The following is a 20,015-nucleotide window of genomic DNA, read 5'->3' on the forward strand; positions in this document are numbered from 1 at the left end:
CTCCTCAGTTCCCTCCCGTTCCGGTGCTGCTGCCGTCGGTGTCGGCGGCGGTGACGAACAATTCCTCGGCCTGGCGGACCCGCACGGTGACCACCGCGCCCCGGTACCTGGCCAGCGCGGGCAGGATCAGCAGCCCGCCCTCGACCGGCCGGACCAGCCGCAGCTTGGCGAGCAGGGCGACGACCTCGGTGGTGAGCCCGCCGACATCGGCCTGCCACTGCGCGGCGAAGGTCGCGCCGTAACGGTCGGTCAGCGCGGTGACCGTGGTGCGCACCCAGGCGTCGTCGAGGAACGGATAGGTCACCGGTTCGGTCTCGGCGAGCTCGTCGTCGCCGGAATCCGCTGGGGCGTCCGGTGTTTCGGCGTCCTCGGCCAGCGGGGCGAACACCCCAGCCGCGGGGATGGCCGCGTCGAGCTGGTCGAGCAGCGCGTCCTCGTCGGCCGGGGCCGGGCGCGCGGGGACGGGATTGTCGATGTCGAGGACCACGTCGGCGATCTCGCCGATGAGCAGCAGGGCCACCTGGGCGAGCGTGCCGGTGCCGGGGAAGCGGGTATCGGAGAGCCGGCCCGAGGTGTCGATGAGCGCGACCCCTTCGGCGCGGCGCTCGGCCCGCAGGCCGGTGCAGTACTCGACCTCGTCGACCACGCGGTCCTGACCGAGCAGGGCCCGCTCGGCGGGCGAGAGGTCCTCGAGGTACACGACCGGACGCTCCACCAGGGCGCGACGCACCCGGCGGGCCTGTTCGGCGGGCGCGTGCTCGGTGTCCTCGGCCAGCAGGCCGCGCACGCTGTGCAGATGCTGGAGCGCGCGCGGCGGCCGGAACAGCGCGAACACCACCGGCCGGTCGATGTCGTAGAGGGCCTCGCCCGCCTCCGGGTCGCTGGCCCAGCCGCCCGCGTCGCCGTCGGCCAGGGTCAGCGCGCCCCTCGCGCCGAGCCAGCCGACCGCGTCGACGAACGCGTCCCGATCGGCGGCCCGGTCGGTGGAGAGCTCGAGGCCGTCGATCCGGCTCGCGTAATCGGCCACGTGCTCGGCCAATTCGGACAGGGTGATCTGATCGCCCGCCCGGCCGAGCGCCGCCAGGGCCAGGGCGAGATAGGCGTAGCGCCGCCGATCGAAGACCCGGTCGTTGACGCTGCGCGCGGGCAGGGTGTCGTCGAGCCGGTCGTGTACCGGATAGAGCCGGGCCGTGGTCTCGGTGACCTCGAGCCGGTAGCCGAACAGCTCGGCGAGGTCCTCGCGCAGTTCGGTGGCCCAGCGCCGGATCAGCGGCAGCGCGATCCGGTCGGGATAGACCCGGGTGACCAGGTGGTTGGCGAGCATCACGCGGGCGGCGCGCTGATAGCTGTCCAGGGCGAGGGCGTCGATGCGGCGCTGCTGTCTCATCCTCGCGTCCCCCGTCGCGTCGTCGCGGTGACCTCGAGGCGGCGGTTGTTCAGGTGCAGCAGGCCGACGGCGGTCCGGATGACCGTCGATCCGTCGCACGGTCGCACGGTCAGGGTCACGCCGTTGTCGGAACCCGTTGTGCCGTCGACCCGTCCGCTGACCGGCACCCACGCCGTCGACGCGGCGTCGAGCAGGCGCAGCAGCACCTCGGTCTCGCGCTGGTCCAGTACCCGCTCGTGGACGGCGCCGGTGGCCAGCGAGGCTGCGGCTGCCGCCCGCTCGCGCTGGGCCGCCAGCTGGGCCTCGCGCAGCCTGCGGATGCCGGCGTCGTTGCGGGCGATCCGGGCGGGCGCGCCCGCGGTGGGCGCGCGGCCGGTCTCGGCGAGGGTCCGCGAGATCTCCAGCGGCGGTGCCTCCCACCAGGACCGGCCCGCCGGGATCACCTCGGCGTCGGGATGCTCCAGCGCCAGGTGCCGGGGCCTGCCCAGGCCGAACACCGCGTCGTAGAGCGCGTGCGCGCTGCCGGTGGTGGGGGTGTCGACGAACCAGGCGGCCAGATGCCGCAGCGCCGATTCCCGGCTCACCCCGCCGCGGCGGGTCTCGGTGACCCGGCGCAGCAGCGACAGCACCGCCGCGATCGCACTCATCGTCGCCTCGCGCAGCCGGTCGGCCTCACACGACTCGTTCGTCTCCCCGCTGCCCGCGGCCACGAACCAGGTGCGCAGGCCGTCCCAGCGCGACCGCCAGTCGGCCTCGCGTTCGGCCGGGCTGAGCAGCACCCGCTCGTCGCAACTCGCCGCGCGGCCGATCAGCTGCTCGACGCCGGTGTCCTCCACCTCGCCGATCGCCGCGGCCAGCCGGGGCGCGAACCGGGCCAGGTCCATGCTGAACTCGCGCATGTGCGCCAGCAGTGCGTCCTTGTGCGCGAGAAAGGATTCCGGGGTGATCTCGGTGGTGCGCACCAGGTCGCCCAGCGACAGGTAGAAGTGCGCCGCGCGCGCGGCCATGTCGGTGAGCGCGGCGTCGAGCCTGCGCAGCGTGGTGTAGACCCGCTCGGCGTCGCCGTCGCGATTGGCCGCCGCGAGGGTGCGCAGGTCGGTGAGCAGCTCGGGCAGCACCAGCCGCGACAGCGACGCGTCGTCCATCCTGGCCGTCAGCACGCCGGCCACCGCCCGGTACGCCTGGAAGCCCGCCTGCGCGAACTGGTAGACGTAGTGCCGGTTGCGGTACTCCGCGAGAGTGGCCGCGCGGGTGCCGTCGTAGCTGCGTTCCAGCACGCCCCAGCGGTGCAGCTGTTCGAGCAGCGGGCCGATCTCGACGGCGGGCAGCGGCACCCCGGCGGGCCCGGCGTTGGCGCCGGTCTCGGCCCTGGCGATCCACTCGGCGACGTCGTCGGCGTGCAGCAGCACCACGTAGGCGGCCCTGGCGCTGTCGAAGGCACGCAGCACCCGCAGGTAGTCGGCGCGCTTCTCCGCGGTCGCGAACGAGAACAACCGCAGCCGCTCGTCCCACAGGGCGGGTACGGCGCTGGGCAGGCCGTCGGCGAGGTCGGTCACCGTAGAAAGGGTAGTGGTGGCCGCTCCCGCCACCGGGGGACCCGTCCCGGATCGGCGTGCCCCCGCCGTCTGGTAGGCCCCGCTCACCCGACGTTGAGCGAGCGCAGCTGCTCGAGGAACGACTGCGTGCGCGGGTCTCCGGGATAGCGCTCGATGATCTCCCTGGCCGCCTCGCCGGCGATCCAGGCCAGCGACGGCAGCGAGCGCCTGCCCGCCGTGAACGCCGCGACACCCTCCTCCACCGCGCGCTCGAGATCGCGGTCGCGGACGGCGACCACGGCCAGCGTCAGCCGGGCCTCGGAGACCCGCATCGGATTGCGGACCGAGCCGTCGGGCCGGGTCGAGTCGCTGATCACCTGCTGGGCGTAGCGCTCGGCCAGCCGGTCCTGGCCCGCGACGCGGCAGCAGTCCATGGCGTAGAAGTCGAACTTCGTCGCGTCGACGACGAAGTGGTTGTCCAGATCGGCCGGATGACCCATCCGCGACAGGATCGCCCTGCCCTCGTCGAGCGCGGTCTGCACGGCCCGGCGATCACCGAGACGAGCCCAGCCCTTGGCCCGCTGCGCGGCCAGCTGCACCCCGACACTCATCGACACGGTGCCCGGCATGGCCTTCTCCGAGACGTCGATCGCGCCCCGGAAATTGCCCTGGGTGAGCGCGAACCAGGCCGACATCTCGGCCGCCCACGCGGCGATCTCGACGTTGCCCGCCTCCCGGCCCAGCGAATCCGCGGCCCGCCGGGTGGCCTCGGCGCCGGCCCGGCGGCCGAGGTCGTAATCGACGCAACCGACCAGCAACGCCACCCAGCCCGCCAGCACGAGGATCTCCCGATGCTGGCTCAGGGTGAGCCTGCCGTCGAGCAGCGAGGTGATCCGGCGCAGCCACGCCGTGCCCTCGGCGTGCAGCGCGTGTGGGTCGGCGTAGGCGTACTCGCAGCAGAGCCGTTCGGCGGTGATCCGCACCGCGTCCAGGGTGGCGCTGTTGACGTCGGACATCCGGAGCCTGCCGATGAACTCCAGGGTGTCCATACCCGTCGCCGATAACAGCTCGTCATCCCGGTTGGGCCGGGACTTGGGGAAGAACGCGGCGGGGACGGTGTCGAACGCGGCCGCGATGATCGGCGCGTAGAACTCGTCGGGGCGCGATTCCCCGGACTCCCAGCGCCGCCAGTTGCGCAGCAGGGTACTGTCCGTCGGCAGGTTGTGGGAGGACTTGGCACGCATCGCGCGGACGGCATCGGCTTGCGACCAACCCCTCGCGTCACGTTCCGAACGCATCCGAACAGCCCAGACGGGTCGATCATCAGTTGCGGTCACGGCGGTAGTATCCCACCAGTTAACGTTCGGCGTCCCGAATAGGGCATGTAGATGTCATCGGCTTGACATCTGCTGCGCCGGGCCGTGAATACGCATGCTGTAAGTAGGTGCTCGGCCCGCAGACCGGACACCCGCTTTGCAGGAGAGCTTGCAGGGCAACGCAGTACCCCCGCGCGGCGCACGGCGTCGCGCGGGGGGATCCGACAACAGAACAGCGATCCCAATCCAACGGAGGTTCGGGTGGAAGCGTTGATCTATGGATACTTGCGGGACGACCTGGCCGAGGGCCGGGGCGACCAATTGGAGGATGCGCTACGCAGCCTCGCGCGCACCGCGGGGATGTGTTTCGCCGCGACGTTCCATGAATCGACCGCGGGTGACGGTGCGGCGTTCGCCGAGCTCACTCAGGAATTGAAGCGGGCCGACGCCCACCACGTGGTGGTTCCGTCACTCGATCACCTTGCCGGCCAGACGATTCCGCGTGACCTGCTGATCGCGAAGCTGGCGCACGAGGCGGCCGCCCAGGTATTGACCCTGGAGCGCTAGCCGTGTCCGGTTCCGCCGGCACAGAACCACCATCCTGGTAGCGGCCGCACCGGCCGCGAGCGAGGCGAACAACGCGAGCAGTCGCTGGTCGCCGAACGCCGGGTACACCTGCCAGTGCAGCAGGTACGCGAACAGGGAGCTGTCGGCCACCGCCACCGCCACCACGGCGACGACGGCGGGCACGCGCAGCGCGGGCAACCACACGAGCAGCAGGATGCCCGCCATCACCAGGCGTTCCCGATCGGTGACGCCGAAATACCCGGGCACACTTGCCAGCAGCACGGCGCTGACGATCAGCCGCTGCCAGACTGCCGTCGCCTTCGCTCCGGCCCAGCCGAGAACGAAGTACCAACAGGCCAGCGGTGACAACGGGATGTCGCGCTCGGGGTAGAGGCCGAACGAGTGCCAGCGCAGTACCAGCGTGAGCCCGAGCAGGGCCAGGGCGAACCAGAACGGCCCCCGCCGCTCCCAGCGGTCCAGCCACGGGATCCGCAGCAGCAGCGCGGCCGCGACCGTGCAGTAGACCAGCACCTCCAGGAACCACAGATGCCCCGCCGTGTCGTTGCGCGGGCCGAGGATCTTGTTGAGCAGCAACACATTCTGCCAGCTGTAATAGCCGGGCTGCCACACCATCGTGATCAGCACCCACAGCGCCGTCGGCACCGCGATCATCGCCACGGTCCGCGCGGTGTGCCGCAACCGCCGCGCCGGGGGAGCCGAGCTCACCGAGAAGCGCGCGAAGTTGTAGCCGGCCACCGCGAGCAGCACATGCGCCGCGCCCCACACCTCGAACAGCTGGATGTGCGAGCCGAGGACCAGCACGATGCCGATGGCGCGCAACGCGGTCGAGGTGTCCAGCGCCCGCCCGAGACCACCGCGCGCCCGCGGTGTTCGCTCGAGCCGGTCGATCGACTGCTGCGGCCAGTCGGCGGGCAGCCTGCCGATGACCCGTTCCAGCCGCGCGGCGGTGGTGACATAGCTGAGCGAATTGCCGCCCAGCTCCACGAAGCTCTGCTCGCGCGAAACCTGCTCGACGGGCAGGGCCAGCGCGTCGGCGTAGATCGACCGCACATCGTCGCCGGGGTCCTGCTCGGCCGGGAGCAGCGCCCGAATCGCCGGGTAGTCGATCTTGCCGTTGGCCAGCCGGGGCAGCTCGTCGACGGCCGTCACGGCCACCGCCGCCGCGGGCAGACCCGCGACGCGCGCGATCAGCGCGGTGGGATCGTCCCGGCCCCGGCCGGTCACCGCCGCGATGAGCCGGGCGCCGTCGTCGGTACAGGCCGCGCCGAAACCGGCGGCGGCCAGCTCGGATTCGATCCGGCCGAGATCGATCCGCAGACCGAACAGCTTGGCGAAGCGGCTGCGTCTGCCGATCACCTGGTACAGGCCGTCGGCGGTGCGCCGGGCCAGATCACCGGTGCGCAGGGCGGTGACGGTGCGGCCCAGCGCGAGCTCGGCCGGGTGGGTCGCGTAGCCGAGCATGACGTTCGGGCCGTGATAGACCAGTTCCTCGGCGGCGCCGTCGTCGACCGGTTCGAGCGTGAAATGTCCACCGGGCACCGGTATCCCGATGCATTCGGGGTGCTCGGCCACCAGGTCAGGGGGCAGATACGCCATCCGGGCGGTCGCCTCGGTCTGGCCGTACATCACGAAGAACCGCCAGCCCGCGGCCGCGCCGAGCCGCGCGTAGGCCCGCACCCGCGCGGGTTCGAGCTTGCCGCCCGCCTGCGTCACGTACCGCAGATCGGGCAGCGACAGCTCGGCGAAGCCGATCCGGTCCAGCAGGTCCACCGTGTACGGGACCGCCGCGAACGAGGTCGCCCGGTGCGCGCGGAACTCCGCCCAGAACTCGGGGTCGAGGACCGACCGCTCGGTGAGCAGCAGGCTCGCGCCGCGCAGCAGATGGCTGTGCACCACCGAGAGCCCGTAGCAGTAGAACAGCGGCAGCGTGGTCGCCGCGCGATCGTGCGGCCCGATCTCGAGATAGCGGGCGATCGAGTCGGCATTGGCGAGCAGGTTCGCCGCCGAGAGCCGGACCAGCTTCGGCGAGCCGGTCGACCCGGACGTGCTCAACAGCAAAGCGAGCTCCGGATGCAGCTCGTGTGCCGGTTCCGCGCGCTCGGTGACGATCCGGCCGTGGTCGACGACGACGTCCGGATCGTAGATCCCGGCGAGTTCACCGGAGAGCTCGCCGGTCAGCAGCACCACGCAGCCCGCGTCGAGCGCGCCCAGGTAGGCGACGAGAGAGTCGAGGTCGTTGCCCGCGGTCAGCGCGACGAGCCGGCGCGCCGGGCCGAGCCGCGCCGAGAACGCCGCGACGCGGTCGGCGAGCTGGGCATAGGTGACCCGGCACAGGGTGTCGGCGGGCGCCGTCGGGTGCCGGTGGAGCACCGCGATCCGGTCGTCGAATCCCCGGAGATGAGCGACGATCGGGTGGTTCGGCACGCGAAAAAGTCTAGGTGGCGTGCCGCCGATTTCCGGGAGGTGCTCGCGTGGCGAATTCCCGGTGAACGCGGGTCAGAGCCCGAAACTGCCCGGGCCCCGCCTGCGCAGGTATTTCTCGAACTCCGCGGCGATGGCGTCACCGTCGATCTTGGCCATCGTCTCGTTGAGGTCGATCGCCGCGTCGCCGCGCTCCTCGAGCGAGCGCACGTACTCGTTGATCTCCTCGTCGCCGACGGTCATCTCGTTGACCGCGGCCTCCCATTCCTCGGCCTGTTTGGGCAGCTCACCGAGCGGAACCTCGATGTCGAGGACGTCCTCGACCCGGTGCAGCAGGGCGATCGTGGCCTTCGGGTTCGGCGGCTGCGACACATAGTGCGGCACCGCCGCCCAGAACGACACCGCGGGCACCCCGGCCTTGACGCACTGGTCCTGCAGCACCCCGGTGATCCCGGTCGGGCCCTCGTAGCGGGTCTGCTCCAGGCTGAACCGCTCGGCGGCCTCGGGACTGTAGGCCGAACCGGTCACCGGCACCGGGCGCGTGTGCGGCGTGTCGGCCAGCAACGCGCCGAGGATGACCACTGTCTCCACCCCGAGCTGCTCGATGAACTCCAGCAGGTCGTTGCAGAAGCTGCGCCAGCGCATGTTGGGCTCGATCCCGCGCAGCAGGACGACGTCGCGGTCGCTGCCGGGGGGCGAGCACACCGACAGCATGGTCGAGGGCCACTGGATCTCCCTGGTCACCCCGTCCACCTGGCGCACCGTCGGGCGGTTCACCTGGTAGTCGTAGTAGTCCTCGGAATCGAGTTCGGCGAGCGGCTCGGCGTCCCAGATCAACTCCAGATGTTCGACCGCGCCACTGGCGGCGTCACCGGCGTCGTTCCAGCCCTCGAAGGCCGCGACCAGCACGGGATTGCGCAACGTCGGCAGTTCCGTCTCGGGGGTTTCACTGGCATCCACCCGGTCAGCCTAGTGTCTTCGGCGAATTGTTTTGCGGTGACCGGCGCTGTTGCGTGTTTCCCGTGCGGGCTGTGTCCGGCGCCACTCGAATCACCCGCAGTGGTCTTGTGCGTCGGGGGCGCCCATTAGTCTTGAATCATGTCTGCGTCCTTGCCCACCGGGTTCGATACCACGCTCCTCGACACGCTCCGACGGCGTGTCGTCATCGGCGACGGTGCGATGGGCACGATGTTGCAGGCCGCGGATCTGACGCTCGACGATTTCCGCGGCCTCGAGGGATGCAACGAGATCCTCAACGACACCCGTCCCGACGTGCTGCGCGCGATCCACCGCGCGTACTTCGAAGCGGGCGCGGATGCGGTGGAGACCAACACCTTCGGCTGCAATCTGCCCAACCTGGCCGACTACGACATCGCCGACCGGATCCGCGATCTGTCCGAGCGCGGCACGCGCCTGGCCCGCGAGGTCGCCGACGAGATGGGCCCGTCCGCCGACGGCACCCCGCGCTACGTCCTCGGCTCGATGGGGCCGGGCACCAAGCTGCCGACGCTGGGCCACGCCCCGTTCGTCTCGCTGCGCGACGCCTACACCGAGGCCGCCCTCGGCATGCTCGACGGCGGCGCCGACGCCATCCTGATCGAGACCTGCCAGGACCTGCTGCAGGTCAAGGCGGCGATCACCGGCAGCAGGCGGGCCATGCTCGCCGCGGGCCGCCGGATCCCGATCATCACCCACGTCACCGTGGAGACCACCGGCACCATGCTGGTCGGCAGCGAGATCGGCGCGGCGCTGACCGCGCTGGAACCGCTCGGCATCGACATGATCGGCCTGAACTGCGCGACCGGCCCCGACGAGATGAGCGAGCACCTGCGGCACCTGTCGCGGCACGCGCAGATCCCCGTCTCGGTGATGCCGAACGCGGGCCTGCCGGTGCTCGGCGCGAACGGCGCGGAGTACCCGCTGACCCCGGAGGAGCTGGCCGTCGCGATGAGCGGCTTCGTCTCCGAATTCGGCCTGTCGCTGGTGGGTGGCTGCTGTGGCACCACCCCCGAGCACATCCGCCAGGTCGCCGAGGCCGTGCGCGCGGTCGAGACCACGCTGCCGCCGATCGAGCAGCGCCGCACGCCCGCGCACGAGCCCGCCGTGTCGAGCATGTACACCGCGGTCCCGTTCGAGCAGGACGCCTCGATCCTGATGATCGGCGAGCGCACGAACGCCAACGGCTCCAAGGCATTCCGCGACGCGATGCTGGCCGAGGACTGGCAGCGCTGCCTCGAGATCGCCAAGGACCAGACCCGCGACGGCGCGCACATGCTCGACCTGTGCGTCGACTACGTCGGCCGCGACGGCACCGAGGACATGAACGAGCTGGCCTCGCGCCTGGCCACGTCCTCGACCCTGCCGATCATGCTCGACTCCACCGAGCCGCCGGTGCTCCAGGCCGGTCTGCAGCACCTGGGCGGCCGCTGCGCGGTGAACTCGGTGAACTACGAGGACGGCGCGGGCCCGGATTCGCGCTTCCAGCAGATCATGCGGCTGGTGTCCGAGCACGGCGCCGCGGTGGTCGCGCTGACCATCGACGAGGAGGGCCAGGCCCGCACCGCCGAGACCAAGGTCGCGATCGCCGAGCGGCTGATCGACGACATCACGACCAACTGGGGTCTGCTGGAGTCCGACATCATCGTCGACACGCTGACCTTCACCCTCGGCACCGGCCAGGAGGAGTCGCGCAAGGACGGCGAGGAGACCATCAAGGCCATCCGTGAGCTCAAGCGCAAGCACCCGGAAGTGCAGACCACCCTCGGTCTGTCCAACATCTCCTTCGGGCTGAACCCCGCCGCCCGGCAGGTGCTGAACTCGGTGTTCATGCACGAATGTGTCGAAGCCGGACTGGATTCCGCGATCGTGCACGCGTCCAAGATCCTGCCGATGAGCCGGATCCCCGACGAGCAGCGCCAGACCGCGCTGGATCTGATCTACGACCGCCGCACCGAGGACTACGACCCGCTGCAGAAGCTGATGGCGCTGTTCGAGGGCGTCTCGACCGCGTCGTCGAAGGCCTCGCGGGCCGAGGAACTGGCCGCGCTGCCGCTGTTCGACCGGCTCGAGCGGCGCATCGTCGACGGCGAGCGCAACGGCCTCGACGTCGACCTGGACGAGGCGATGCAGACGGTGCCGCCGTTGCAGATCATCAACGAGACCCTGCTCTCGGGCATGAAGACCGTCGGTGAGCTGTTCGGTTCCGGCCAGATGCAGCTGCCGTTCGTGCTGCAGTCGGCCGAGGTGATGAAAACCGCGGTGGCGCACCTGGAACCGCACATGGAGGCCACCGACGACTCCGGCAAGGGCCGGATCGTGCTCGCCACCGTCAAAGGCGACGTGCACGACATCGGCAAGAACCTGGTCGACATCATCCTGTCCAACAACGGCTACGAGGTGGTCAACCTCGGCATCAAGCAGCCGATCGCCACCATCCTCGACGCCGCGCAGGACAAGAAGGCCGACGTGATCGGCATGTCCGGGCTGCTGGTGAAGTCGACCGTGGTGATGAAGGAGAACCTCGAGGAGCTCAACGCCAAGGGCGTCGCCGAACAGTTCCCGGTGCTGCTCGGCGGCGCCGCGCTGACCCGCGCCTACGTGGAGAACGACCTCACCGCCGTCTACGAGGGCGATGTGCACTACGCCCGCGACGCGTTCGAGGGCCTGCGGCTGATGGACGAGATCATGACCGTCAAGCGCGGCGGTGGCCTCGATCCCGACAGCCCCGAGGCGATCGCGGCCAAAGAGAAGGCCGCCGAGCGCAAGGCCCGCCACGAGCGCTCCAAGCGGATCGCCGCCGAGCGCAAGGCCGCCGAGGTGCCGATCGAGGTCCCGGAGCGGTCCGACGTCGCGGCCGACCTGCCCGTGCCGACCCCGCCGTTCTGGGGCACCCGGGTGGTGAAGGGCCTGCCGCTGCAGGAGTATTCGGGCCTGCTCGACGAGCGGGCGCTGTTCCTGGGCCAGTGGGGCCTGCGCGGTCAGCGCAGCGGCGACGGGCCGTCCTACGAGGAACTGGTGGAGACCGAGGGCCGCCCGCGGCTGCGGGCCTGGCTCGACCGGCTGGCGACCGAGGGCGTGTTGCAGCACGCCGCGGTGGTGTACGGGTACTTCCCGGCGGTGTCGGAGGGCGACGACGTCATCGTGCTCACCGAGCCCGACGCCGACGCGCCCGAGCGGTACCGGTTCACCTTCCCGCGCCAGCAGCGCGACCGCTTCCTGTGCATCGCCGACTTCATCCGCTCCCGCGAGCGGGCGCGCGAGACCGGCCAGGTCGACGTGCTGCCGTTCCAGCTGGTCACCATGGGCCAGCCGATCGCCGACTTCGCCAACGCGCTGTTCGCGGCCGACAACTACCGCGACTACCTCGAGGTGCACGGCATCGGCGTGCAGCTCACCGAGGCGCTGGCCGAGTACTGGCATCGCCGGGTGCGCGAGGAACTGACGCTGGAGGGCCAGTCGGTCGCCGACGACGATCCGGCCGACATCCTCGACTACTTCAAGCTCGGTTACCGCGGCGCGCGGTACTCCTTCGGCTACGGCGCCTGCCCGGAGCTCGAAGACCGGGCCAAGCTGGTCGACCTGCTCGACGCGGGCCGGGTCGGGGTGACGCTGTCGGAGGAGCTGCAGCTGCACCCGGAACAGTCGACCGACGCGTTCGTCCTGCTGCATCCGGAGGCGAAATACTTCAACGCCTGAGACACTGACAGGCGACGGCAGATCGGACCGGTCCCCGCGGGGCCGGTCCGATGCCGTTGTGCCGGTTGTGAGTCTGGTCACGAAGCGGCCGGGAGTCCATGGACCGGGGCCGTCGGGGACGAGGGCAAAGCAGTTCAGCACGTAGGATTTTCGGAAGTTTCATCCCGCTGTGGCGCGGAGGGCTGGACGACTCGGCGGTATTGCAGGAGGGGCACACGTTATGACATCGGATCGGTTGATCGCGGGACGCTATCGACTCACCGACCCGATCGGCACCGGCGCGATGGGGGTCGTGTGGCGCGCCACCGACGTCCGGCTGCGCCGCACCGTCGCGGTGAAGCAGTTGCTGCTCGCACCGGGACTCACCGGATCGCAAGCGCTGGAAGCGAAGCTGCGCGCCATGCGTGAGGGCCGCATCGCCGCCCGCCTGCACCACCCCAACGCCATCACCGTCTTCGACGTCGCCGAGGAAGACGGCCAGCCCTGGCTGGTCATGGAGTACATGAACGCGCCCAGCCTCGCGGTGAAGCTGGCGGGCGGGGCGACGCTGCCGCCGCTCGAGGTGGCCGGGATCGGCGCCCAGGCCGCGGCCGCGCTGTCGGCGGCGCACGACGCCGGGATCATGCACCGCGACGTGAAGCCGGCCAACCTGCTCGTCGGCGACGACGGCACCGTCAAGCTCACCGACTTCGGGATCTCGCACGCCACCGGCGACGTCACCGTCACCGCCACCGGCTTCCTGGCCGGCACGCCCGCCTACCTGGCGCCCGAGATCGCCCGCGGCGACGACCCGAAGCCCGCCGCCGACGTGTTCGCGCTGGGGTCGACCCTGTACGCCGCCGTGGAGGGCGCCCCGCCGTTCGGCGAGGGCGACAACCCGCTCGCGGTGCTGCACGCCGTCGCCAGGGGCGTGGTGCCGGAACCGAAGCGAGCGGGATCGCTCGGTCCGGTACTGATGTGGCTGCTGACCGCGTCGGCCGAGGACCGGCCGACCATGGCGCAGGCGCGCAAGGCGCTCGAAGACGTCGCGGCGGGCCGGGTTCCGGCGCTGCCCGCCACGGCGACCAAGGTGCTGCCGCTGAGCGAGTCGGCCACGACGTTGCTGCCCCAGCCTGCCACGCCGACGACGGCGAAGTCCGGCGCCGCGGGTCTGCTCGGCGGCGGACTGGCGCTGGCGAAGGCGGCGAAGTCCGCGATCACCGGCGGATCGCCCGCCACGGGAACGGGGGGAGCGGCGGGCGTTTCGCCTGCGGCGCCGTCAGGACCGGACAGTGGGGCAGCGGCGGCAGGCGCGCGACAGGACCGGCCACAGGACGCCACGCCGGGCACCGGCACCGAACGGGCCGGGACCCCGTCCGGACCGCCGCCGGTCGGCCCGACCCCGCCCGCGCGCACCGACGGGCCGAACAACAGCCGGGCCATCCTGCTGCTCGCCGCCGCCGTCGCCGCGTTCACGGTGATGCTGGTCGTGCTCGTAGTGACACGGGACCGGGGCGCGGACCCCACGCAGCAGGCGCTGGACCCGGTCACCGTCACCACGGTGGTCGACGGCAAGGTCAGCACCGTCGTCATCGTCCCCGAGCAGGAGACGGTCACCGTGTCCGCGCCGCCGGGCCCGGCCCAGACGGGTCCGACGACCCCCGGCGCCACGTCCGCTCCGTCGGGCACGAGCACCTCGGGCAAGCCGACCGTCACGCCGAGCCCGACCAGCACCACGATCACCACCACCCCGTTCGGCCCGCCGAGCCCGGACCGCATCGGCCAGTTCATCGCCGGGTACTACGGCATGCTGCCCGGCAATATCGGCGGCGCCTGGGCGCAGCTGGCCCCCGGCTATCAGGCACAGACCGGTGGGTACGGCCAGTACTCCTCGTTCTGGTCGACGGTGCGGTCGGTGACTGTCGGCTCGATCACGCCGAACGGGGAGAACCGGGCGGTCGTCTCGCTCACCTACCACCTCACCAACGGCACTGTGACATCGGAGAATCGCTGGATCCAGGTGAGCGGCACCGGCAACAGCCTGCAGATCGCCGGATCCGGTGTCTGATCCGCACCGGCTACCCTGAACGCGGCCCGGCGTCCGCCGGCCCGATCCGACGCGGAAGAGAACGAGGCGAGAAACAGGTGAGCGCGCGACCGGCCGCGGTGCTGTGGGACATGGACGGCACGCTGCTCGACTCGGAGAAGCTGTGGGACATCGCGGTGCGCGAACTGGCTCGCGAACACGGCCGTGAGCTCACCGACGAGATCCGCCACGCGCTGATCGGCGCCTCCGGCCCGAACGCGCTGCGCATGCTGTTCGACGGCATCGGCGTCGAGGCGACGCCGCGGGTCCTCGCCGAGGCGGGGGAGTTCCTCGAACGGCGGGTCACCGAGCTGATGCTCGGGCCGATCCCGTGGCGGCCCGGTGCCAAGGACGCGCTCGCCATGGTGCGCGCGGCGGGACTGCGCTGCGCGCTGGTGACCAACACCAAGCGCTCGCTCACCGAATACGGTCTCGACACGCTGGGCCGCGACTTCTTCGACACCTCGGTCTGCGGTGACGAGGTGGCGCACGGCAAACCCGATCCGGCCATCTATCGCAAGGCCGCCGACCTGCTCGGACTCGACCCGGCCGACTGCGTGGCGATCGAGGATTCGCCCACCGGCGCACTCGCGGCACAGGGCGCCGGGTGCGGCCTGATCGTGATCCCGTGCGAAATCGCGGTTCCCGAGGCGCCGGGGCGGGTATTCCGGGAGTCACTGGTGGGTTTGTCGGCCGCTGATCTGGGGGCCGCGCTCGCGGTGCGCGACGAACATTTCGGCAGCGCAGCGAGATAGGGCGAATAGCCTACCGTGATAATTCCGGTATCGACAGAGATTGTTCGAAAACTGTTGTCGCACAGTTGATTTCATGACGCTGTGATCTGCCCGGGATAGGCCGGATTTGCCGAAACCCTGGGCGTGTCGGCGAAAGTTACCGCAAACTGAAGTCATGACAGGGACGCGGGGGCTTGACGAAATCGTCGACATCGCACGGTATCCGCTCACCGATCTCGGTGGTCCGGGCCGGCGCGCCGCGGTCGAGGCCGCCCGCGCGGAACTGGCGCAGGACGGCTGTACCGTCCTGCGCGAGTTCCTCCGCCCGGAGCTGTGGGACACGCTGCGCGCGGAGGGGGAGCGGATCGCCCCGCACGCCCACTACAAGGTGGAGCGGGTCAACGCCTACAACATCCCGCTCGACACCGATCTGCCCGCCGACCACCCCGCCCGGATCGTGCTCGACCGCGGCAACGCCTTCGTCGCCCGCGACCGCATTCCCGCCGACGCGCTGATCCAGCGCCTCTACACCGACCCGATCTTCCAGCGTTTCGTCGCCGACTGTTTCGAACTCGACGAACTGCACGAATTCGCCGACCCGCTGGCCGGTCTGTGCCTGAACGTGGTCGAGCCGGGCATGTCGCACCCCTGGCATTTCGACACCAACGAGTTCACCGTCAGCATGCTGACCCGCCGCCCCGAAGCCGGCGGTGTCTTCGAGTACTGCCCCAATATCCGCGATCCGCACGCCGAGCATCTCGACGACGTGCGCGCCGTACTCACCGGCGAGGGCGAACGGTTCATCCGCGCCCTGGAACTGCGCCCCGGCGATCTGCAGCTGTTCAAGGGCCGCTTCTCGCTCCACCGGGTCACCGAGGTGGCCGGTGCGGGACAACGACATTCGGCGATCTTCGCCTACACGGACCGGCCCGGGGTGATCGGCACTGTCGAACGCACCAGGCAGCTGTTCGGCCGTGTCCTGCCCGACCATGTGGCCGCCGCGGCCGACGCCGTCCGAGGTGACCGACTGCTCGACTGAGAGGAACCGCCCATGTCCGTTCCGTTGCACACCACCGGCAAAGCATCCTTCGACGACATCTACGAAAGTCCCGATCCGCGTGCTTACTTCGCGCGGATGAACGAGCTGGACTACCGGATCCCGGAGCTGGCCAAGCCGCATTTCCAGGAGCAGTTGCGCCAGCTGCGGGCGGCGCGGCCGGACCGGATCCCGACGGTGCTCGACCTGGGCTGCTCCTACGGGGTGAACGCGGCGCTGCTGCGGACCGGCACGACGGTCGAGGAGCTGGCCGGGCACTATCGCGACCACGCCGAGACCGACAAGGTCGGGCTGATCGCGGCGGACCGGGAGCGGTTACGCGCCGACCTGATGCCCGACGTACGCTTCGTCGGGATGGACGCCGCACGCCCGGCGCTGACCTACGCCCACGCCGCCGGATTCCTGCACGACTACGTGCACGCCGACCTCGAGGCCACCGAGCCGACCGAGGCCCAGCGGCGTGTGCTCGCCTCCGCCGATCTGGTGATCTCCACCGGATGCGTCGGCTACATCACCGAGAAAACCCTCTCCAGGGTCGCCCAGGCGGATCCCCGCAAGCGGCCGTGGATGGCGCATTTCGTGTTGCGGATGTTCGATTTCGGCCCCATCGCCGCGGAACTCGCCGCGCTCGGCTATCGCAGCGAGCAGCGTCCCGGTATGTTCCAGCAGCGGCGCTTCGCTTCGGCCCAGGAACGTGCACAGGTGCTGGAAGCGTTGGCGGCCAAGGGAATCGACACCACCGACCACGAAGCCGAAGGCTGGCTCTACGCCAACCTGTTCGTGTCCCGCCCGCATCCCATCGAGACCTGAGGATCTGGATTGAACCAACCGACGTTCGCCGCCGAAGACAGCCTGCCCCGGGTTCCGCTGCCGACACTGGACGACAGTTGCGCGCGGTTCCTGCAGTGGTGTCAGCCGCTGCTCGGCGCCGAGGAACTCGCCACCACCGAGGCCGCAGTCGCCGAACTGCTGCGGCCCGGTGGGGCAGGGCGGACCCTGCACGCCGCGCTCGCCGAGTACGACGCCACACCGGGGGTCGGCAGCTGGCTCGACGAGTTCTGGCCCTCGCGGTACCTGGGCCGCCGCGACCGGATCGCGCTGAACGCCAACTTCGTCTTCCTGTTCCGCGACGACACGCCGCTGGCCGCCTCCACCGTGGCGGGCCAGGCCGAGCGGGCCGCCGCGATCATCGGCGCCGCCGTGGACTACAAGCTGGCGCTGGACGCCGAGCGGATCCCGCCGGTCACCCAGCGCGGGCAGCAGCTGTCGATGTGGCAGAACGAGTACCTGTTCTCCGAGACCCGGATCCCGGGCGAGGAGCAGGACACCGTGCGCAAGCCCTACAGCCCGGAATGGCCGGGTCCCTCGGACGCGCGCCACATCGTGGTCTTCTACCGCGGCAACATCTTCCGGATGGACGTGATCGGTGCCGACGGCGCGCCGTACGCGTTCGAGGACGTGGTCGACGGGCTGCGCGCGGTCATCAAGGGCGGCACCAAGCCCGCGGCCACCGACACCTCGATCGGGCACCTGACCACCAAGGCCAGGGCGGAGTGGGCGCGCAGCCGGGCCACCCTGCGCGCCGAGGCGGCCAATGTCGCGGCGTTCGACGAGGTCGAGACGGCGCTGTTCGCGGTCTGCCTGGAGGACTTCACGCCCCGCGACGAACTGCACGCCTGCGATCAGCTGCTGCACGGTGACAGCGCCAACCGGTACTTCGACAAGTCGGTGTCGTTCATCGTCTTCGCCGACGGCCAGGCCGGCATCAACATCGAGCACTGCGGTCTCGACGGCACCACCGTGCTGTCGTTCGTCGACGCGCTGCTCGAACGGACCGCGTCCGACCACGCCGCCACCAGCGGCGCGCGGGCCCAGGGGCTGCCCCAGGTCGAGCCGATCGAGTTCGTCCTCGATTCGGCCGCCCGCGCCGACATCGCGGCGGCGGGCGCCGACTTCGCCCGCTTCGCCGCCGACACCGCGACCGCGCTGGTCTCGTTCGACGACTTCGGCACCGGCGCGGCCAAGCAACTCGGCATCTCGCCCGACGCGTTCGCCCAGCTGGCCTACCAGCTCGCCCACCGGCGCAGCAAGGGCCTGACCGGCGCCACCTACGAGTCCATCGCGACCCGGCAGTTCCGCAACGGCCGCACCGAGGCCATGCGCGTGGTGACCCCGGAGATGGTGGCCTTCGTCGACGCGATGGTCGACGACTCCGCCGACCGCGCGGACAAGCTGGCCGCGGCCCGCACGGCGGCGTCCGCGCACGTCGGCCGGGCCAAGGAGTGCCAGGCCGGTCAGGCGCCCGAGCAGCACCTGTGGGAGCTGCAGTGGATCCAGCGCCGCCGCGGCGCGGAGCTGGGTGTCGCCGACGAGCGGATCGCGCTGTTCGACAGCCCCGGCTGGACGATCATGCGCGACGACTACCTGAGCACCAGCTCGGCACCGTCGGTGCACATCCGCTACTTCGGTTTCGGCTCCACCAGCCCCACCTGCATCGGCATCGCCTACGTGCTGCTGCCGGACCGCTGGAACATCTACCTGGCCACCCCCAAGTCGGTGGCCGACCAGATGTACGCCTTCGCCGACCACCTGCGCACCGCGGTCGCCGACCTGCGCGAACTGCTGGCCGACCCGTCCTGACGGTGACCCGCGCACCGTGGCCGCCGGTGGCCACGGTGCGCGGGAAAACCGGTGTACACGGTGTGAAACAATCACTCATCGTGAAGAACTTCGAATCCCTGTTCGCCGAGCTGCAGGATCGTGCCCAGACCCGTCCCGAGGGGTCGGGCACCGTGGCCGCGCTGGACGCAGGCGTTCATTTCCAGGGTAAGAAGGTGCTCGAGGAAGCCGGTGAGATCTGGCTGGCCGCCGAGCACGAGAGCGACGAAGCGCTCGCCGAGGAGATCTCCCAGCTGCTGTACTGGGTCCAGGTGATGATGGTGGGTCGCGGGCTGAAGCTCGAGGACGTGTACCGACATCTGTGACGGCTGAACCGTCCCGGTCGACACCTCCACTTCCGCTCCCCGAAAGGACCCCTTCCCATGTTGCGCGTCGCAGTTCCCAACAAGGGCTCGCTGTCGGAATCCGCCGTCTCGATCCTGAGCGAGGCCGGTTACCGCAAACGCACCGACTCCCGTGAGCTGACCGTCCTCGACCCCGCCAACCAGGTCGAATTCTTCTTCCTGCGGCCCAAGGACATCGCCATCTACGTCGGCTCCGGTGAGCTCGACCTCGGCATCACCGGCCGCGACCTGGCCCTGGATTCCGGGTCGCCGGTCAGCGAGCGGCTCTCGCTCGGCTTCGGCCGTTCCTCGTTCCGCTACGCCGCGCCGGCCGGTGAGGACTGGAAGGTCGAGGATCTGGCGGGCAAGCGCATCGCCACCTCGTACCCGAACCTGGTCCGCGCCGACCTGGCCCGCTTCGGCATCGAGGCCGAGGTCATCCGCCTCGACGGCGCCGTCGAGATCTCGATCCAGCTGGGTGTGGCCGACGCGATCGCCGATGTCGTCGGCTCCGGCCGCACCCTGCGTCAGCACAACCTGGTCGCCTTCGGTGACTCGCTCTGCGATTCCGAGGGCGTGCTGATCGAGCGCACCGGCTCCGACCAGGACGACCGGGCCCGCAACCAGCTCATCGCGCGCATCCAGGGTGTGGTGTTCGCCCAGCAGTACCTGATGCTGGACTACGACTGCCCCAAGTCGCTGCTCGACGAGGCCGTCGCCATCACCCCGGGCCTGGAGTCGCCGACGGTCTCCCCGCTCACCGACCCCGACTGGGTCGCGGTGCGCGCCCTGGTCCCGCGCAAGCAGGGCAACGACCTGATGGACCGCCTCGCCGATCTCGGCGCCAAGGCCATCCTCGCCACCGACATCCGGTCCTGCCGCGCGTTCTGACCGATTCGTCCCGAACGGCCCGGCGAGCGTACTCAGTTCGCCGGGCCGTTTCGCGTCTCCGGCCGTGCGTGCGGCGCGGCGCGAGATCGGTTCAGGGTGAGCGCAATCGGTGTGTGCCGGGGGCGGGCGTTGCTACCTTGCGGTTTCTCGATGAGGAACACAAGGAGTCACCGTGTCCCAGACACAACCCGAGCCGCGGCCGGGTAGCGCATTCAGGTGGAACGAGGACTGGCTGGCCACGGTCGTCGGTCTCGCTCTGATCGGTCTCGTCCTGGCCGGGGCGATCCCCGCGTGGCTGGTGCCGTGACGAGCGAGCCGAAGACC

General features: G+C 70.5%; 15 protein-coding genes. 10 read left to right on the forward strand and 5 right to left on the reverse strand.

What is annotated here, in order from left to right; all coding sequences use genetic code 11:
• Nucleotides 1-4: 4 nt before the first annotated feature.
• The 3 genes from ACFYWJ_RS18520 to ACFYWJ_RS18530 form a co-directional block, all read right to left on the reverse strand.
• Nucleotides 5-1,387 (reverse strand): DUF2398 family protein, encoded by a 1,383-nt coding sequence (locus tag ACFYWJ_RS18520; RefSeq protein WP_355275571.1) that lies wholly within the window; start codon nucleotides 1,385-1,387, stop codon nucleotides 5-7.
• Complete coding sequence (locus ACFYWJ_RS18525; RefSeq protein WP_387162394.1) at nucleotides 1,384-2,943, reverse strand: TIGR02677 family protein; 1,560 nt, start codon at nucleotides 2,941-2,943, stop codon at nucleotides 1,384-1,386. The genes ACFYWJ_RS18520 and ACFYWJ_RS18525 overlap by 4 nt, the downstream gene beginning before the upstream one ends.
• Before the next feature lie 83 nt (nucleotides 2,944-3,026).
• Entirely contained in the window at nucleotides 3,027-4,166 is a 1,140-nt protein-coding gene (locus tag ACFYWJ_RS18530) for an XRE family transcriptional regulator (RefSeq protein WP_355275570.1), read from the reverse strand.
• A gap of 333 nt (nucleotides 4,167-4,499) precedes the next feature.
• Between ACFYWJ_RS18530 and ACFYWJ_RS18535 the strand changes: the two genes are divergently transcribed.
• Entirely contained in the window at nucleotides 4,500-4,805 is a 306-nt protein-coding gene (locus ACFYWJ_RS18535) for a hypothetical protein (RefSeq protein ID WP_355275569.1), read from the forward strand.
• On the opposite strand, the gene ACFYWJ_RS18540 is transcribed toward ACFYWJ_RS18535, so the two are convergent.
• Both ACFYWJ_RS18540 and ACFYWJ_RS18545 read right to left on the reverse strand, forming a co-directional pair.
• Nucleotides 4,707-7,250 (reverse strand): AMP-binding protein, encoded by a 2,544-nt coding sequence (locus ACFYWJ_RS18540; RefSeq protein ID WP_355275567.1) that lies wholly within the window; start codon nucleotides 7,248-7,250, stop codon nucleotides 4,707-4,709. The two genes, ACFYWJ_RS18535 and ACFYWJ_RS18540, sit on opposite strands and share 99 nt — an antisense overlap.
• A 72-nt stretch (nucleotides 7,251-7,322) precedes the next feature.
• A complete protein-coding gene (locus ACFYWJ_RS18545) occupies nucleotides 7,323-8,207 on the reverse strand; it encodes a PAC2 family protein (protein ID WP_355275565.1) in 885 nt (294 codons plus the stop codon).
• A 138-nt stretch (nucleotides 8,208-8,345) separates the two neighbouring features.
• On the opposite strand from ACFYWJ_RS18545, the gene metH reads away from it, so the two are divergent.
• From metH to ACFYWJ_RS18590, 9 genes are all read left to right on the forward strand, one after another.
• Nucleotides 8,346-11,942 carry a methionine synthase gene (gene metH / locus ACFYWJ_RS18550; protein WP_355275563.1) on the forward strand — a complete coding sequence of 1,199 codons (3,597 nt, stop codon included), beginning with the start codon at nucleotides 8,346-8,348 and terminating at the stop codon, nucleotides 11,940-11,942.
• 220 nt (nucleotides 11,943-12,162) lie between these two features.
• Complete coding sequence (locus ACFYWJ_RS18555; protein ID WP_355275562.1) at nucleotides 12,163-13,989, forward strand: serine/threonine-protein kinase; 1,827 nt, start codon at nucleotides 12,163-12,165, stop codon at nucleotides 13,987-13,989.
• A gap of 77 nt (nucleotides 13,990-14,066) precedes the next feature.
• The gene (locus ACFYWJ_RS18560; protein WP_355275560.1) at nucleotides 14,067-14,762 is read left to right on the forward strand and encodes an HAD family phosphatase; all 696 of its coding nucleotides are present in this window, start codon (nucleotides 14,067-14,069) and stop codon (nucleotides 14,760-14,762) included.
• 154 nt (nucleotides 14,763-14,916) lie between these two features.
• Nucleotides 14,917-15,780, forward strand: a complete 864-nt coding sequence (locus ACFYWJ_RS18565) for an arpA protein (protein WP_355275558.1) — start codon at nucleotides 14,917-14,919, stop codon at nucleotides 15,778-15,780.
• Nucleotides 15,781-15,792: 12 nt separating this feature from the next.
• Nucleotides 15,793-16,608, forward strand: coding sequence for a class I SAM-dependent methyltransferase (locus tag ACFYWJ_RS18570; RefSeq protein WP_218718345.1), 816 nt, complete (start codon nucleotides 15,793-15,795; stop codon nucleotides 16,606-16,608).
• A 9-nt stretch (nucleotides 16,609-16,617) separates the two neighbouring features.
• Nucleotides 16,618-18,438, forward strand: coding sequence for a choline/carnitine O-acyltransferase (locus tag ACFYWJ_RS18575; RefSeq protein WP_355275557.1), 1,821 nt, complete (start codon nucleotides 16,618-16,620; stop codon nucleotides 18,436-18,438).
• An 80-nt stretch (nucleotides 18,439-18,518) separates the two neighbouring features.
• On the forward strand, nucleotides 18,519-18,782 hold the full coding sequence (locus tag ACFYWJ_RS18580) for a phosphoribosyl-ATP diphosphatase (protein WP_043652956.1): 264 nt from the start codon (nucleotides 18,519-18,521) through the stop codon (nucleotides 18,780-18,782).
• 57 nt (nucleotides 18,783-18,839) lie between these two features.
• Nucleotides 18,840-19,691, forward strand: coding sequence for an ATP phosphoribosyltransferase (hisG, locus tag ACFYWJ_RS18585; protein WP_355275555.1), 852 nt, complete (start codon nucleotides 18,840-18,842; stop codon nucleotides 19,689-19,691).
• Between the two features lie 172 nt (nucleotides 19,692-19,863).
• The gene (locus ACFYWJ_RS18590) at nucleotides 19,864-19,998 is read left to right on the forward strand and encodes a hypothetical protein (protein ID WP_355275553.1); all 135 of its coding nucleotides are present in this window, start codon (nucleotides 19,864-19,866) and stop codon (nucleotides 19,996-19,998) included.
• Nucleotides 19,999-20,015: the final 17 nt, after the last annotated feature.

Origin of the sequence: Nocardia sp. NPDC003269 (genome assembly GCF_042888005.1) — a bacterium.
Classification (GTDB): Bacteria; Actinomycetota; Actinomycetes; order Mycobacteriales; family Mycobacteriaceae; genus Nocardia.

What these genes read in the sequence shown, in the direction of transcription:
- ACFYWJ_RS18555 (WP_355275562.1), top strand. Translation starts at nt 12,163, where the DNA reads ATGACATCGGATCGGTTGATCGCGGGACGCTATCGACTCACCGACCCG.
- ACFYWJ_RS18570 (WP_218718345.1), top strand. Translation starts at nt 15,793, where the DNA reads ATGTCCGTTCCGTTGCACACCACCGGCAAAGCATCCTTCGACGACATC.
- hisG (WP_355275555.1), top strand. Translation starts at nt 18,840, where the DNA reads ATGTTGCGCGTCGCAGTTCCCAACAAGGGCTCGCTGTCGGAATCCGCC.
- ACFYWJ_RS18520 (WP_355275571.1), bottom strand. Translation starts at nt 1,387, where the DNA reads ATGAGACAGCAGCGCCGCATCGACGCCCTCGCCCTGGACAGCTATCAG.
- metH (WP_355275563.1), top strand. Translation starts at nt 8,346, where the DNA reads ATGTCTGCGTCCTTGCCCACCGGGTTCGATACCACGCTCCTCGACACG.
- ACFYWJ_RS18565 (WP_355275558.1), top strand. Translation starts at nt 14,917, where the DNA reads ATGACAGGGACGCGGGGGCTTGACGAAATCGTCGACATCGCACGGTAT.
- ACFYWJ_RS18530 (WP_355275570.1), bottom strand. Translation starts at nt 4,166, where the DNA reads ATGCGTGCCAAGTCCTCCCACAACCTGCCGACGGACAGTACCCTGCTG.